General features: G+C 69.4%; 16 protein-coding genes. 2 read left to right on the top strand and 14 right to left on the bottom strand.

The genetic code is table 11. The features are described from left to right. The first annotated feature begins 244 nt into the window (after window positions 1-244). Window positions 245-1,687, top strand: coding sequence for a helix-turn-helix transcriptional regulator (locus NS220_RS01730; RefSeq protein ID WP_058622385.1), 1,443 nt, complete (start codon window positions 245-247; stop codon window positions 1,685-1,687). A 78-nt stretch (window positions 1,688-1,765) separates the two neighbouring features. On the opposite strand, the gene rpsN is transcribed toward NS220_RS01730, so the two are convergent. The 14 genes from rpsN to NS220_RS01800 all read right to left on the bottom strand — a co-directional run bounded on the left by rpsN (window position 1,766) and on the right by NS220_RS01800 (window position 12,433). Continuing rightward, window positions 1,766-2,071 carry a 30S ribosomal protein S14 gene (rpsN, locus tag NS220_RS01735; protein ID WP_022878196.1) on the bottom strand — a complete coding sequence of 102 codons (306 nt, stop codon included), beginning with the start codon at window positions 2,069-2,071 and terminating at the stop codon, window positions 1,766-1,768. A gap of 4 nt (window positions 2,072-2,075) precedes the next feature. Further along, complete coding sequence (gene rpmG, locus NS220_RS01740; RefSeq protein ID WP_013584775.1) at window positions 2,076-2,246, bottom strand: 50S ribosomal protein L33; 171 nt, start codon at window positions 2,244-2,246, stop codon at window positions 2,076-2,078. After that, window positions 2,246-2,482: a 50S ribosomal protein L28 gene (gene rpmB / locus NS220_RS01745; protein ID WP_013584774.1), complete on the bottom strand. Its 237-nt coding sequence runs from the start codon at window positions 2,480-2,482 to the stop codon at window positions 2,246-2,248. Before rpmB ends, rpmG begins: the two co-directional genes overlap by 1 nt. Before the next feature lie 138 nt (window positions 2,483-2,620). Continuing rightward, entirely contained in the window at window positions 2,621-3,322 is a 702-nt protein-coding gene (locus tag NS220_RS01750) for a DNA-3-methyladenine glycosylase (protein ID WP_058622386.1), read from the bottom strand. Further along, entirely contained in the window at window positions 3,319-4,650 is a 1,332-nt protein-coding gene (locus NS220_RS01755; protein WP_242864498.1) for a hypothetical protein, read from the bottom strand. The genes NS220_RS01750 and NS220_RS01755 overlap by 4 nt, the downstream gene beginning before the upstream one ends. Window positions 4,651-4,738: 88 nt before the next feature. After that, a complete protein-coding gene (locus NS220_RS01760; protein WP_058622388.1) occupies window positions 4,739-5,596 on the bottom strand; it encodes a TIGR03943 family putative permease subunit in 858 nt (285 codons plus the stop codon). Continuing rightward, entirely contained in the window at window positions 5,589-6,623 is a 1,035-nt protein-coding gene (locus NS220_RS01765) for a permease (protein WP_058622389.1), read from the bottom strand. The genes NS220_RS01760 and NS220_RS01765 overlap by 8 nt, the downstream gene beginning before the upstream one ends. Continuing rightward, complete coding sequence (locus NS220_RS01770; protein WP_043361219.1) at window positions 6,604-7,017, bottom strand: Fur family transcriptional regulator; 414 nt, start codon at window positions 7,015-7,017, stop codon at window positions 6,604-6,606. Before NS220_RS01770 ends, NS220_RS01765 begins: the two co-directional genes overlap by 20 nt. Before the next feature lie 43 nt (window positions 7,018-7,060). Further along, complete coding sequence (locus tag NS220_RS01775; protein WP_058622390.1) at window positions 7,061-7,921, bottom strand: metal ABC transporter permease; 861 nt, start codon at window positions 7,919-7,921, stop codon at window positions 7,061-7,063. Then, window positions 7,918-8,733 (bottom strand): metal ABC transporter ATP-binding protein, encoded by an 816-nt coding sequence (locus NS220_RS01780; RefSeq protein WP_058622391.1) that lies wholly within the window; start codon window positions 8,731-8,733, stop codon window positions 7,918-7,920. Before NS220_RS01780 ends, NS220_RS01775 begins: the two co-directional genes overlap by 4 nt. Beyond that, the gene (locus NS220_RS01785) at window positions 8,730-9,731 is read right to left on the bottom strand and encodes a metal ABC transporter solute-binding protein, Zn/Mn family (protein WP_058622392.1); all 1,002 of its coding nucleotides are present in this window, start codon (window positions 9,729-9,731) and stop codon (window positions 8,730-8,732) included. The genes NS220_RS01780 and NS220_RS01785 overlap by 4 nt, the downstream gene beginning before the upstream one ends. Before the next feature lie 121 nt (window positions 9,732-9,852). Beyond that, entirely contained in the window at window positions 9,853-10,512 is a 660-nt protein-coding gene (locus NS220_RS01790; RefSeq protein WP_153004107.1) for a methionine ABC transporter permease, read from the bottom strand. Further along, entirely contained in the window at window positions 10,509-11,534 is a 1,026-nt protein-coding gene (locus tag NS220_RS01795; RefSeq protein WP_058622393.1) for a methionine ABC transporter ATP-binding protein, read from the bottom strand. Before NS220_RS01795 ends, NS220_RS01790 begins: the two co-directional genes overlap by 4 nt. Then, complete coding sequence (locus NS220_RS01800) at window positions 11,531-12,433, bottom strand: MetQ/NlpA family ABC transporter substrate-binding protein (RefSeq protein ID WP_058622394.1); 903 nt, start codon at window positions 12,431-12,433, stop codon at window positions 11,531-11,533. Before NS220_RS01800 ends, NS220_RS01795 begins: the two co-directional genes overlap by 4 nt. Window positions 12,434-12,642: 209 nt before the next feature. On the opposite strand from NS220_RS01800, the gene NS220_RS01805 reads away from it, so the two are divergent. After that, the gene (locus tag NS220_RS01805) at window positions 12,643-14,046 is read left to right on the top strand and encodes an MFS transporter (RefSeq protein ID WP_058622395.1); all 1,404 of its coding nucleotides are present in this window, start codon (window positions 12,643-12,645) and stop codon (window positions 14,044-14,046) included. The last annotated feature ends 3 nt before the right edge of the window (window positions 14,047-14,049 follow it).

Consider the following 14,049-nt stretch of genomic DNA (forward strand, 5'->3'; position numbering starts at 1 on the left):
GGTGTCGACACCCGGCTCGCAAGCGCGTTCGGGTGGCATCCGCGTCCCTACGGGTGAGCACCACAGGCGAATTTGCCCGGCGGAGTGGGTGAGAGAGTGCGTGAATCGCACGGGCGATGCACCGGGATCCGGTCAGCGAACATCCGCCAAACTTCATATGTTTGTCCCCAGACAGGTTAGACGGCAGCGGAGCGGCGACCAGCCCCGGGTGAACCAGACGAACTCTGTCGTGAGAGGGGGAGGGATGCCGGGCACACAGGCTTCGATCAACGCCCGTACCGCCTTCCATGCGGCCGTCGTGACGACGGCCGCCCGCCTGGCGCCGGGCCACGGGATCCCGGAGCAACGCCACCTCGCGCTTCTCGCCGAAGCGCAGCCGCCGCCCCTGCCGCCGGTCTGGACGGACACGACGGCGCTGACCTTGGCAGCGGTCCTCGTGTCGCGGGCCCGCCGTGATGCGCTCTCCGACGGCCTCGATCTCATCGGCCACTACTTCGACGACACACGGCTCACCCGCGGCGCCAACCTGTCCAGCGGCGCGCGAGCCCAGCTCCTCGCCGCCGCCGGTGAATACTGCTGCGCCCTGGGATGGCCGCAGATCGGCGCGCGGTACGGCGCCGAGGCCCTCCTCTTCGCCGACAGCGAGGCGATCTCGTACCGCGCCCATTGCGTTCTCGCCCTCGGCCACGCGCTGAACGGCGAGTACGAGAGCAGCGAAGAGGACATGGCCGCGGCGAAGACGCTCTTCTCGACCCACGGATGGCCGGTCGAGGAAACCGATTACCTCGCACTGCTGGCCGAATCGCTCGTCGCCTCCGCACGGCTGCAGCCGACTCGACTGGCGGAAGTCTCGCGGGCCTTGCATGAGACACGGCCCGACGATCCGTACTGGCAGTACTCGGCGTCCGCCATCGACGTCATGCGCGGACTCCTCGAACGGGATTACTCCGGAGCTCTCGCCGAGACCTGGCAGCTCACGTACGGATCCCCCCGCCACCGCAGCCACCGCATGATCCGCGACTTCCTGGTCTGCATCCGCTCCGACATCCTCGTGGCGCGCAGCGAGTACCGCGAAGCTCTGGCCGTCCTGTCGACAGCGCAGACGCGACCGGGCCACGGGATCTGCTTTCACATGCAGCGCGCCGCAGCTCTGCTCCTGCTCGGGAGAGAGCGCGAACTTCTCGCCGAGACGGACGGGTGTCTCGCCGACGAGGGCAATCACTGCCTCCGCACCCTCACCCCGACGCTCTTACGTCGCGCGATCGCTTTCGCCCGAGTGGGAAGCGCGCGTCGTGCCGAGCAGAGCATGGAGGCTGCTCTTCTGCTGATCTCCCAGACCGGCGGATCGATCACGCCGTTCATCATGCTGCCCCTCGACGAGACGCTGGCTCTGTTCGACATCGTGGTGAGCACTCGCCCCGAGCTGGCTCCGGTCGTCGCCGGCATCCAGGAGTTCCTGCCCGCCGTCGCCGCTCCGGCGGTACCCGCCGGAGAGATCGTCGGCTTCACCCCCGCCGAGAGGGAACTGGCTGCGCTGTTGTCGTCCGAGCGCAACCTGACGGATATCGCTCGAGAGCGGGGAGTATCTCTCAACACCGTCAAGAGCCAGGTGCGCTCCATCTACGGCAAGCTCGGCGTGAGCGGGCGCGCGGAGGCCGTCGAGGAACTGCTCAGGCGCGGGTTCTGACACCCCGCCGCGGGCGGGAGGAACGCCGAAGGGCGGGGCTCCTGTCGGAACCCCGCCCTTCGGACAGGTGTCTGGTGCTTACCAGGACGACTTGGTCACACCGGGCAGCTCGCCACGGTGTGCCATGTCACGGAAGCGGACGCGCGAGACGCCGAACTTCGTGAGGACACCACGGGGGCGGCCGTCGATGACGTCGCGGCTGCGCACGCGCGCGGGCGACGCGTTGCGGGGGAGCTTCTGCAGGCCCACGCGGGCGGCCTCGCGGGCCTCGTCGGTCGCGTTGGGGTCGACCAGGGTCTTCTTCAGCTCGGCGCGCTTCGCGGCGTAGCGCTCGACGACGACCTTGCGCTGCTCGTTGCGCGCGATCTTGCTCTTCTTAGCCATGTGCTTAGCGCTCCTCTCGGAAGTCGACGTGCTTACGGACCACGGGGTCGTACTTCTTCAGCACGATGCGGTCGGGGTTGTTGCGGCGGTTCTTGCGCGTCACGTAGGTGTACCCCGTGCCGGCGGTCGAACGCAGCTTGATGATCGGACGAACGTCCTGAGCCTTCTTCGCCATTACAGCTTCACGCCCTTCGCCTGCAGGTCACGAACGACGGCTTCGATACCGCGCGCGTCGATGACCTTGATGCCCTTCGCCGAGACGTTGAGCTTGATGTTGCGACCCAGCGACGGAACGAAGTAGGTCTTCTTCTGCACGTTCGGGTCGAAGCGGCGCTTCGTCCGGCGGTGCGAGTGCGAGATGTTGTGACCGAAGCCGGGAACCGCTCCAGTCACCTGGCACACTGCTGCCATGGTGATGTCTCCTTCTGTACCGTGACACCGGACGGTGCCACCCAAGATCCCTTGTCTGCACCCCGTCTGAGCACGACGGAAAGCCGGGATCAGGAGGAGGGATGCGAACTGCGTGCTGGAGTGCGCGCAGACAAGGGGTCAGTCTAGCACGGTCGGCGTGTCGACTTGACTCCCCGCCGCCTCCGCGGCGCCGCGCCCCCAGCGGAACGCCGACACCGTGGCATCCCCTTCGATCCAGAAGCGCCAGGGGAACGCCGCGGTGCCGGCGATCCCCGCCACCCCCACGCGCGGTCCCGTCGCGACGGCGCCGACCGGCTCGTCCGGCCATCGCAGCCGAGCCCGTGCGCCCGCGCGCACCTCGCCCGTCACGAGGTCGATCCCGTCGTGTCGCGGATGGCGCAGCCCCACCGCGTCGCCCAGACGACCCGGCCCGCGCGCGAGATCGCGCCCCGCACGCACGGCGCCCCGTCGTTCGAGACGGCGCCGTTCGGCGATGTCCGCCCCCTCGACGATCTCGCCTCCGCGCAGGAGTACCCCACCCGCCACCCCTGCCGGGCCGCACACGACGTTGACGCAGGAATGGATGCCGTGGCTCAGGTAGACGTACAGATGACCGGGCTCGCCCCACATCGTCGCGTTGCGCGCCGTGGGACCCATGCGCGCGTGAGAACCCGGGTCGGGCCGGTCGCCCGTGCCGAGTCCGTGGTACGCCTCCACTTCGGTGAGGCGGACGGCGACCCGTTCCCCCTCGACCTCGGTCTCGAGCACGGCGCCGAGCAGCAGCGGCGCGACCTCCACCGGCAGGGCCGAGAGATCGCTCCGGGTCGCGAAACGCGTCATCCCGGAGGAACCTGGCACCACGACAGGTCGAAGCCCTGCAACGCGACGAGCTCCTGACCGGTGTCGAGCTCGACGAGGTGCGTCAGGAGCTTGCCGGGGAGGGGCAGCTGGTAGCGGTCGAAGGGATTGCTCACGGCCTGAGGGGCCACCAGCACCGCCGCGTAGCGCCCACTCGGAGAGACGCACGTCTGCAGCACGGTGTCGGTCCCGGGGACGTCGAGAAGCTTCCGCACCGATCCGTCGGTGTCCACGTGGCCGACGATGGTCGACCGGTACGCCCCGTCGGGGCCGATGTCGGCGAAGGAGCGGACGGTTCCGGCGCCGAGTCCGGGAACCGGCGTCGCACGTCCCGGCGTCCCGGGAGGATCCACGGGTTGCACCAGTTCCTGCTCCGACCCGTCGGTGAGGTTGATCTCGCGCACCCCTTCGATGCGCTCGACGATCGCCACCGATGACCCCCGCGCGATGCCGTCGATCGCCACCGCGCTTCCGAGCGGGGCGGCGTTCCCGCCCACCGCGTCGGTCAGCAGGAGACGCGAGTCGAAGGTGAGCACGAGCATGCTGTCGGTGTCGGGCACGAAACGCCAGTCGGCGATCCGGACGTCTCCGCCGTTGAGCCCCACCTCGACCGGGGCGTCCCCGGTCGCGGCCGACGCCGTGAAGAGGCGGCTCTCGCGCCCGCCCGCGGCGCCGAGGGTGGCATCCGAGAAAGTGAATCCGAACCGCTCGCCCCTGTCGGCGGATTGAAGGTTCGAGACGAAGCCGGGGCCGGGGAGCGTCACGTCCCGCGGGTTGTTGCCGTCCAGGTCGGTCACGATCACGCGGGCGTCGTCGCCGTCGCGCGTCGAGATGACGAGGTGATTCGCGGTCGTCCGGAAGTCTTCGATGTGGGGGTCCGTGAACACCGGGAGCCCGGCCTTCCCCTCGAGGTCCGTGCGGAAGATCGTGTCGCCCTCGGGGGTGCCACGCTGCATCAGGTAGGCCTGCAGGGGCGGCGTGCGGAACGTCTCGGTGAGGGTCGACCCGGGGCCGGCGCCGAGCCCCTTCACGTCGCTCACGGTGACGGTGTAGTCGGAGTCGTCGCGCAGCGGCAGGGTGAATCGAATCCCCACGCTGCGCCCCGACGTGTCGACGGTGAAGGGCGTGGCAGGGTCGACCTGGACCTGCGACGCGTCGACCTTCTCGAGCGACTGCGTCGTGGTGAGGATGACCCGGGATCCGGATGCCGCGATCCCGGCCGCCGGGTCGACCTGCACATCCGTCACGCGGGGCCCCTGCGCGACGGCGACCACACCTCCGACACCGCCCACGAGCACGAGGGCGAGCATCACCGCGCCGAAAGCGAGAAGGTACCCGCGACCCTGTCGTCGTCGCGCGCGTGCCCGACGAGAGTCGGCACCGCCCCGGCGCCGCGCCTCAATACTCATACGGGTCCGCCGGCTCGTCGATCGCCGCGACCTGCTCGGCGTGAACCTCGAGTTTGCCGTCGCCGCTGGATCGCACCGTGCCCGTGACCGTGACCCACTGCCCGCTCGCCGGCGCATCCCCCGTCGCGGCGATCGGGAGGCGCGCTGTCTGCGCGTCGATCACGCAGTGCGTGATCACCAGTCGCGTGAGGTCGAAGGTCGCACCGTCGCCGCCCGGCGTGATGAACCCGGTGAGGGTGACCGGTTTGCCGTCGAAGGTCTCGGGGTTGGTCGCGTGCGCGAAGACCGCCGACCAGTCGCCCACACCGAACTTCGAGGTGTCGCCGGACGCGGCCAGAGTGATCACGTCGGACCCGGCGAAGAGGGGCGCGGCGCCCACGTCGCGCGAGACGGCGAGCTCGGTCGACAGCGAGGCCGCGGGGGTGAGAAGCACGGCGACCACGGCGGTCGAGGCGAGAACGCCGCCCGTGAACGCGGCGATGCCGGCAGGCGTCAGACGCGGGCGGGCCGCGAGGTGGTCGTGCGCGGCGTGGTCGTGAGCGTCGGCGGGGTCGCTGTGCGTGTGATCGGCATGCGCGAACGCCTCGCGACGCGCGGACGCCGCCGCGGGCGCGTGGCCGTGCTCGTGGTCGTGCCCGTGATCGGCCTCCGCCCCGAGCGGGAGGGCGAACGACGCGATCGCACCGATGAGCGCGACGATCGACATCCCGACGGCGAACCACGCCGAATCCGGGTTGATGTAGAGCGACATCCGCCCCGTGACCCACAGGGTGATCGTCGTGATCGACAGACACGCCGTGAGGCCCACTCCGAGCCAGCGGGTGGCGAGGGCACCGGTTTTAGACAAGGAGGTTCACCACCGTTCCGAGCGAGAAGGCGAACAGCACGACGACCACTGTCATCCCCACGAGTACGCGGGTGGAGAACGTCGTGCGCAGCAGCGCCATCATCTTGAGGTCGATGATCGGCCCCACCACGAGGAAGGCGACGATCGAGCCCGGGGTGAACGTCGACGCGAACGACAGGGCGAAGAAGGCGTCGACGTTCGAGCACAGCGAGACCACGATCGCGAGGGCCATCATCGCGGCGATCGACAGCGCCGGGTCCGACCCGATCGCCAGCAGCGCGCTCCGCGGGATGAGCACCTGCACCGCACCCGCCAGCAGCGAGCCGATGATGAGCGCCGGCATGACCGAGCGCAGTTCGACGACGAGCTGCGCGAGCGTGCGCCGACCGCGGTCGCCGCGCTCCTGGACCACGATCTCGCACGTCTCGAGGAACCGCTCGGTGAGCAGCTTGTCGGGATCCGGATGCCGGCTGTACAGCCAGCCGATCAGGTTGGCGACCAGGAAGCCGCCGACGAGGCGCGCCACGAGGATGCCATCGCTGAAGCCGAACGCGGCGTGCGTGCTGATGATCACGATCGGGTTCACGATCGGGGCCGCGACCAGGAAGGTGAGGGTGTCGGAGACACCGAAGCCGCGCATGAGCAGACCACGGGCGAAGGGCACGTTCCCGCACTCGCACACGGGGATGAACATGCCCAGAAGGGAGAGCACCGCTCGGCGCGCCCACGGCGCGCGCGGCATCCATCTCTCGATCGCCCCCGGGGGCACCCACACCTGCACGATGATCGAGAGCACCACGCCGAGGACGACGAAGGGCAGCGACTCGATCAGCACGCTGAGGGCGAGCGTCAGCCCGTCCTGCGCGCGGGTGGGCAGCGGCTGGGAGAAGAACGTCGGGGCGAAGACGTCGACGAAGAAGAGCGCCGCGACCACGACGACACCCAGGCCGAGAGCGACGAGAGTGCGGGAGGCGCCGGTGCGCTGCGGCGACGGCGTCGCGGTGCGACTACTCGTCGCCACGCTCACGGGCCCGCGCGCGGGCGCAGTCGGCGCAGATGCCGAAGATGTCGACCACGTGCTCGGCCTCGGTGAAGCCGTGCTGCGCGGCGGTTCGCTGGGCCCACTCCTCGACGTCGGTCGCGGCGATCTCGACGGCGACGCCGCACGAACGGCAGATCAGGTGGTGGTGGTGACCGCGGGTCTCACACGCGCGGAAGAGGTTCTCGCCCTCGGGGCTCTGCAGGGAGTCCGCGTCACCCTGGGCGGCCATCCCCGCGAGGGTGCGGTAGACGGTGGCCAGGCCGATGCCGGTGTTCTCATCGCGCAGGGTCGCGTGGAGCGCTTGGGCGCTGACGAAGCCGCCCGCACCGGACAGGGCTTCGCGCACCCGTTCTCGCTGCCACGTGTTGCGCTGGACCATGGCCCCGAGTTTAGCCAGGTGACCGGTGAATCGGCTGGGCGCTCTACGCGGCTCGCGTCGTCCGGTCCCGGCGGGCGCCGATCACGCGGCACACGAGGTAGATGAGGAACGAGATCGAGGTGATGTAGGGGCTGACCGGGAGGGTCCCCGCCACCGCGAGCAGCACGCCGCCCACCGCGGACACGAACCCGAACAGCGCCGCGAGCACCGGGACCGACAGGGGTCCGGAGGACACCCGCATGGCGGCTGCGGCCGGAGTGACCAGCAGGGCCATCACGAGGAGCGCCCCGATGATGTGGACCGCCACGGCGACGATCAGTCCCAGCAGCAGCATGAACATGAGCGAGACAGCGGTGGTGTTCACTCCCCGGGCGGCCGCCGACTGCGGGTCGAGCGAGTCGAACCGCAGAGGGCGCCAGATCAGCAGCAGGGCGACCAGCACGACCGCCCCGATCGCGACGAGCCACCCGAGCTGTCCGCTCTGAACCGACACGATCTGCCCGGTGAGCAGGCTGAACCGGGTGGCGCTGCGTCCGTTGTACAGCGACAGCGCCAGGATGCCGACACCCAGACCGAACGGCATGAGCACACCGATGATCGAGTTGCGGTCTCGGGCACGCGCGCCGAGGACGCCGATCAACGCCGCCGCGATCAACGAACCCACGATCGAGCCCGAGACCACGTCGGCGCCGATCAGCAGGGCGACGGCGGCCCCCGCGAACGACAGCTCGCTGATGCCGTGCACCGCGAAGGCCATGTCGCGTTGCATCACGAACACGCCGATCAGACCGCCGACGAGCCCCAGGACGGCCCCCGCGTAGACGGAGTTCTGCACCAGCTCGAGGATCGCCCCGTATTGGCTCACGCCCCCGAAGAGGGCATTGCCGACGTCGGACCAGTTCATGCGTGATCCTCGTCGTGGTGATGGTGGTGGGCCTCATCGGCATCCGGGGCTCCGACGACGATGAGCTGTCCGCCGGCGCGCACCACGTAGACGGGGGCACCGTAGAGAGCGCTCAGAGTTTCCGTCGTCAGCACCTCGTCGGGCGCGCCGAGGGTGAAGCGACCGTTCGCGATGTAGAGGATGCGGTCGACGCGCGTGAGCACCGGATTGATGTCGTGGGTGACGAGCAGGACGGCCGCGTCGCGCTCACGGCGGTGCCGGTCGATGAGCCGGACGACGGCCTGCTGGTTCGCGAGGTCGAGACTTGTGAGCGGCTCGTCGCAGAGCAGGAGGGCGGGGTCGTCGGCGAGGGCCTGACCCACGCGCAGGCGCTGCTGCTCGCCGCCCGAGAGGAGCCCCACGGGCCGATCGCCGAAAGCGGTGGCTCCGACGGCCGCCAGGAGCTCGTCGATGCGCGCGCGGTCCTTCTTGCGCGAGAGCGGGAGACCGAGACGGTGGCCGTCGACCCCGAGCCCGACGATGTCGCGACCGCGCAGGGGCGTTTCGCGCGGGAGCGGGCGCTGCTGCGGGATGTAGCCGATGTGGCGGTTGCCGGCTCGGCGCACGGGTTCGCCGAGCGCCTCGATCGACCCGGTGCTCAAGCGCTCGAGGCCGAGGATCGCACGCAGGAGCGTGGTCTTCCCGGAACCACTGGGGCCGAGCACCGCGACGAGCTCGCCGGGCTCGACCTCGAGGTCGAGCCCGGCCCAGAGCTCTCGTCCGCCCCGCTCGAGGGCGGCGCCGTGGATGCGCAGCGGTGCCGCTGCGCTCACGCGGCCAGCGCGTCGCTCAGCGCTGTGATGTTGCTCTGCATCCACGAGATGTAAGTCTGACCCTCGGGGAGCGTTTCCGTGAACTCGATCACCGGGATGTTCTTCGACTTCGCTTCGTCCTGGACCTTCGTCACCTCGGCACCGCCGGTCTGCGGGTTGACGATCATGACCTTGATCTGGCCGGAATCGAGCAGCTGGAGGGATTCGAGGAGGGTGGCCGGAGGTACGTCCTGACCCTCTTCGACCGACTCGCTGAACTCGTTGGGGGTGGCGTTGTCGAGGCCGGCCGCGGTCGTCAGGTACAGCGGCACGGGCTCGGTCACGAAGATCTTCGCTCCGGCATCCTTCGCCTTGATCTGGCCGAGCGAGTCCTCGAGACCGGCGATCTGCTGGGTGAACGCGTCGGCGTTGGCGGTGAAGTCCGCCACGTGGTCGGGAGACAGCTTCCCGAGCTCGCCGGCGATCGCCTCGGTGAGGTCTTCGATGGTGTGCGGGTCGTACCAGACGTGCTCGTTGAAGCCCTCGATGTGGTCGTGGCCGTCGCCGTCCGCGTGGTCGTGGCCGTCGCCGCTCTCGCTCGGCGCAGGCGAGGCTCCGTCGCTGTGCGACTCGGCTCCCGGGTAGTCGTGGTTGTAATCGACCGCCGTGATGACGGGAGCGGTCGTCCCGCTGGCCTGGATGAGTCCGTCCATGAACGAGTCGTACCCCGCCCCGTTCTCGATCACGAGGCCCGCGTTCTTCAGAGTGAGCTGGTCCTGCGCGCTCGCCTCGTACTCGTGCGGGTCCTGCGTCGGCGAGGTGATGATCGACGTCACGTCGACGAAGTCGCCGCCGATCGCCTCGGCGATCGATCCGTACACGTCGGTGGATGCCACGACGGCCACCTTGCCGTCCGCGGTCGCGGTCGTATCGGCCGAGGGCGACGCGCCGGCGCAGCCGGCGAGAGCGAGCGCGGAGGCCGCACCGAGGACGAGAGGGGCGAGGAGGCGTCGGGTCATGACATTCACTCTAAAGCGAGTGATAACCGTTCTCAAACTCACCTCTAGAGGGTGCCGACGCGGTGTGCGGGGTGGCATCCGCAAGGACGGCGGCAGGAAACGGCGACCTCGCGAGCGCACCTCACCGCCGGAGAATGCGATGCGCGAGCGCGTTGCCGAGCAGCTGACCGGCCTGCACGATGACCACGATGATCGCCACCGTCACCCAAGTCGCTTGCGCGTTGAACTGCTGGTAGCCGTAGATGATCGCGAAGTTTCCGAGGCCGCCGCCGCCGATGTAGCCCGCCATGGCCGACATGTCGACGACGGCGATGAACATGAAGGTGTAGCCGAGGATGAGCGGCGCCAGCGCCTCCGGGATCACCACGCCGAACAGGACGCCGATTCGTCGCGCACCGACCGCGCGGGCGGCCTCGACGGTGCCCGGGTCGACGGCGACGAGGTTCTGCTCGACGACGCGGGCGATCACGACGGTGGCCATGATCGTGATCGGCACGATCGCGGCATCCGTCCCCAGGGTGGTCCCCGTCACCGCGCGCGTGACCGGGGCCACGGCGGTGAGGAAGATGATGAACGGGATCGGCCGGATGAGGTTGATCACGAGGTTCGCGACGAAGAAGACCACGCGGTTCTCGAAGAGGTTACCCGGCCGCGTGGCGTACAGCAGGGCGCCGATGATCAGCCCCGCGACGCCCGCGATGAGCAGCGAGACGGCGACCATGTAGACGGTCTCGCCGATCGACTGCAGCAGCACCGGGGTGAGGGTGTCCCACTTGTTCACGCGCGCACCTCCCTCGCCGGCAGCACGACGTCGGTGTGCGCCGCGAGGTCGGCGACGATCGCGTCGATGTCGTCGGCGTGCACGCGGTACGTGAGCGTGCCGAGCTGGCGTCCGAGCACGTCGGTGACGCCGCCGTAGACGACCGAGTGGCGGGCGCCGTGGCGGTGGAACACCTCCGACACGTCTTCGCTCGTGAACTCGTTCACCTCGACGCTGACGAGCTCGCCCCCGCCCGCGGCGAGCGCCGACAGCGCCTCGCCCCCCGGCACGCCCTGGGTCACCGCGGCGACGAACCGCTTCGTGAGCTCGGCGCGGGGGTGCGCGAAGACGCGGTACGTGTCGCCGCTGTCGACGACACGGCCCCCGTCCATCACGATGACCTGATCGCACAGCTCGTGCACGATCGAGATCTGATGCGTGATGACGACGATGGTGATGCCGAGGCGACGGTTGACCTCACGGAGCAGGTCGAGCACCTCGGCGGTCGTCTGCGGGTCGAGGGCGCTCGTCGCCTCGTCGGCGAGGAGGATGCGCGGGTCGGTCGCGATCGCCCGCGCGATGCCCACGCGCTGCTTCTGCCCGCCCGACAGCCGCCGCGGGTACTGCCGCGCCTTGTCGCCGATCCCGACGAAATCGAGCAGCTCGGCGACGCGCTTGTCGCGGTCGGCCTTCTTCCAGCCCGCCACCTTCAGCGGATAGGCGACGTTGGCGGCGACCGTCCGCGAGGAGAAGAGGTTGAACTGCTGGAAGATCATGCCGACGCGGCGGCGCAGGTCGCGGAGCGTCGCCTCACCGGCATCCCCCACGTTCACGCCCAGCACTTCGACGGTGCCCGATGTCGGCTTCTCGAGGCCGTTCAACAGGCGTACGAGAGTCGATTTGCCCGCCCCGGAGTAGCCGATGACACCGACGATCGAGCCCTCCTCCACCATCAGCGACACGTCGTCGACGGCGGTGGAGGAGGTGCGGCGATCGGTGCGGAAGCTCTTGGTGACGCCCCGCAGCTCGATGACCGCGGTCATCCCTTCTGGGCCTTGAGGGCGTCTTCGAGGCTGGTCAGCTCGTCCTGCAACTGCGCGCCGGTCCACTCCGTCTTGAACTGGAGGTTGCCCTGGTTGAGCTCGGTCACCGCGGCCTCGACCTCGGGCGAGTGGTAGGCCTCGACGAGCTTCGCCCAGCGCGGGTCGTCCTTCTTGTCGTCGCGGGTGACGAAGGCGTTGATGTAGGGCGCGAGCTGCGGGTTGTTCAGGTCTTCCTTGAAGATGATGAGCTCGTCGCCGAGCCCGCCCTTCTGGGCCTGCGTGTTGTTGACGATCGCGGCCTGGGCGCTCCCGTCCCTGAGAGCGGTCACGGTCTGGTTGGTGTCGACCGGAAGCAGCTCGACCTTGCTCGTGACGATGTCGGCCGGGGTCGACAGCGCGGTGCCGCCGTCCTTCAGCGTGAGGAGACCGGCCGTCTGCAGGTTGAGCAGGCCGCGGGCGAGGTTGGTCGGGTTGTTCGGGATCGCGACCTTGGCACCCTCGGGCAGGTCCTTCACGTCTTTGTACTGCTCCGAGTACAGCGCGAGCGGGTACACGGCGGTGGCGCCGACGGGCACGAGCGAGCCGTTGTTCTCGACGTTGAACTGCGACAGGTAGATGAGGTGCTGGAAGAGGTTCACGTCGAGCTCGCCGTCCTGCACGCCCTGGTTGAGCTGCACGCCGTCGTTGATCGTGCGCACCTCGAGGTCGATGCCTTCGCCTGCGAGCTTCTGCTTCAGCACCGTCCAGTGCGCCTCATTGCCGTCGTCGGCACCGAGGACGATGCGCGAGGAGTCGCCTGCGGATGCCGCTCCCCCGGCGCACCCGGTGAGGGTCAGGAGAAGGGCTGCGGTGCTCGCGCCGAGGATCGTGGCCAGGCGCGTGGTGGTGCGTGAAGTCATGACTCCACGTGAACATGCGCAGAGCGGATGCCAAAGTCGGGGCGTTACGGGCGGTCACAAGTCGTCACGCGGTGTCATGCCGGAACAACCGGCTCAGCCCCCTCGCCGGATCGCGCTCAGAAGCCGCGCGACGACCCGCCCCCTCCGAGCCGCAGATAGCCTGGGGAACGATGTCACGGGACGAGAACGCGCGAAGAAGACTCACCCGGATGCCGCCCCAGGGGGCGGTCGTCGCCGTCCTGGCCCTCGCGGGATTGTGCTCGTCGTTCATGTTCACCCTCGTGGTGCCCATTCAGTCGCAGCTTCCGACGCTGCTGAACGCCTCCCGCGACGACACCGCCTGGGTCGTGACCTCCACGCTGCTCGCGGCGGCCGTCTTCACGCCGATCGCCGGCCGGCTGGGCGACATGTACGGCAAACGCCGCATGGTGCTGGTGCTCCTCGCCGTGATGATCGCCGGGTCGGTGATCGCTGCCGTTTCGGGCGGCATCATCGGCCTGATCATCGGCCGCGCGCTGCAGGGCGCGGTGGTGGGCGTGGTCCCTCTCGGCATCTCGATCATGCGCGACGTGCTGCACGAGAACCGCGTCGACAGCGCGATCGCGCTGATGAGCGCGACGCTCGGGGTGGGCGGCGCCCTGGGCCTGCCCATCAGCGCCCTCGTGGCCGAGAACACCGACTGGCACTGGCTGTTCTGGATCGCGGGCGGGCTCGGCGCCGTCGTCTTCGCGCTCGTTGTGTGGATCGTTCCCGTGAGCGTGCTGCGCACGGCGGGGCGCTTCGACTACCTCGGAGCCGTGGGGCTCGCGATCGGCCTGATCGGCGTCCTTCTGGCCGTCTCGCGCGGCAACACCTGGGGCTGGACGTCGCCGCTCACTCTCGGCCTCGCCGGAGGCGGCATCCTGATCCTCCTCGTCTGGGGCTGGTACGAGCTGCGCGTCGAGAACCCCCTCCTCGACCTTCGGGTCGCCGCGCGCCGCCCCGTCCTGCTCACCAACCTCGCCTCGGTCGCGATGGGCTTCGCCCTGTTCACCTCGAACGTCGCCTACCCGCAGATGCTCGAGCTGCCGCTCGCGACGGGTGTGGGCCTCGGGCTGTCACTGCTGGCCGCGAGCCTCGTGGTCATGCCCTCCGGGCTCGTGATGATGGTGCTCTCCCCCATCTCGGGCAACCTCGCCCGCACGATCGGCCCCCGAGTGCTGCTCGTCGCCGGGTCGATCTCGCTGATCCTCGCGTACGGCTTCAGCCTCTTCTTCTCCACCGAGGTGTGGCACTTCGTCGTCGCCAACATCCTCATCGGCTTCGGTATCGGCTTCGGCTACGCCGCCATGCCGATGCTCATCATGCGCGCCGTCCCACCCAGCGAGACCGGCGCGTCGAACGGGCTCAACGCCCTCGCCCGGTCCCTCGGCACGAGCACGGCGGCCGCAATCGTCGGTGTCGTCCTCGCGACGCTCTCGACCGGCGACGGCGACACGCGCATCCCCACGGCCGAGGCGTTCCACGTGTCGTTCCTGCTGGGAATCGGTGCCGCGGCCGTCGCGCTCGTGCTGGCGCTTCTCATCCCGACGCGCGAGAACCCGAGCGGGAGGCGCGCTTCGCTGCCCGAATGACCC

Source organism: Microbacterium testaceum (genome assembly GCF_001476655.1).
In the GTDB taxonomy this organism is placed as follows: Bacteria; Actinomycetota; Actinomycetes; order Actinomycetales; family Microbacteriaceae; genus Microbacterium; species Microbacterium testaceum_C.

Coding starts and splice junctions, on each gene's coding strand:
- NS220_RS01805 (WP_058622395.1), top strand. CDS start 12,643: ATGCCGCCCCAGGGGGCGGTCGTCGCCGTCCTGGCCCTCGCGGGATTG.
- NS220_RS01730 (WP_058622385.1), top strand. CDS start 245: ATGCCGGGCACACAGGCTTCGATCAACGCCCGTACCGCCTTCCATGCG.
- NS220_RS01770 (WP_043361219.1), bottom strand. CDS start 7,017: ATGGTCCAGCGCAACACGTGGCAGCGAGAACGGGTGCGCGAAGCCCTG.
- rpsN (WP_022878196.1), bottom strand. CDS start 2,071: ATGGCTAAGAAGAGCAAGATCGCGCGCAACGAGCAGCGCAAGGTCGTC.
- NS220_RS01800 (WP_058622394.1), bottom strand. CDS start 12,433: ATGACTTCACGCACCACCACGCGCCTGGCCACGATCCTCGGCGCGAGC.
- rpmG (WP_013584775.1), bottom strand. CDS start 2,246: ATGGCGAAGAAGGCTCAGGACGTTCGTCCGATCATCAAGCTGCGTTCG.
- NS220_RS01750 (WP_058622386.1), bottom strand. CDS start 3,322: ATGACGCGTTTCGCGACCCGGAGCGATCTCTCGGCCCTGCCGGTGGAG.
- rpmB (WP_013584774.1), bottom strand. CDS start 2,482: ATGGCAGCAGTGTGCCAGGTGACTGGAGCGGTTCCCGGCTTCGGTCAC.
- NS220_RS01785 (WP_058622392.1), bottom strand. CDS start 9,731: ATGACCCGACGCCTCCTCGCCCCTCTCGTCCTCGGTGCGGCCTCCGCG.
- NS220_RS01755 (WP_242864498.1), bottom strand. CDS start 4,650: ATGCTCGCCCTCGTGCTCGTGGGCGGTGTCGGAGGTGTGGTCGCCGTC.
- NS220_RS01775 (WP_058622390.1), bottom strand. CDS start 7,921: ATGAACTGGTCCGACGTCGGCAATGCCCTCTTCGGGGGCGTGAGCCAA.
- NS220_RS01795 (WP_058622393.1), bottom strand. CDS start 11,534: ATGACCGCGGTCATCGAGCTGCGGGGCGTCACCAAGAGCTTCCGCACC.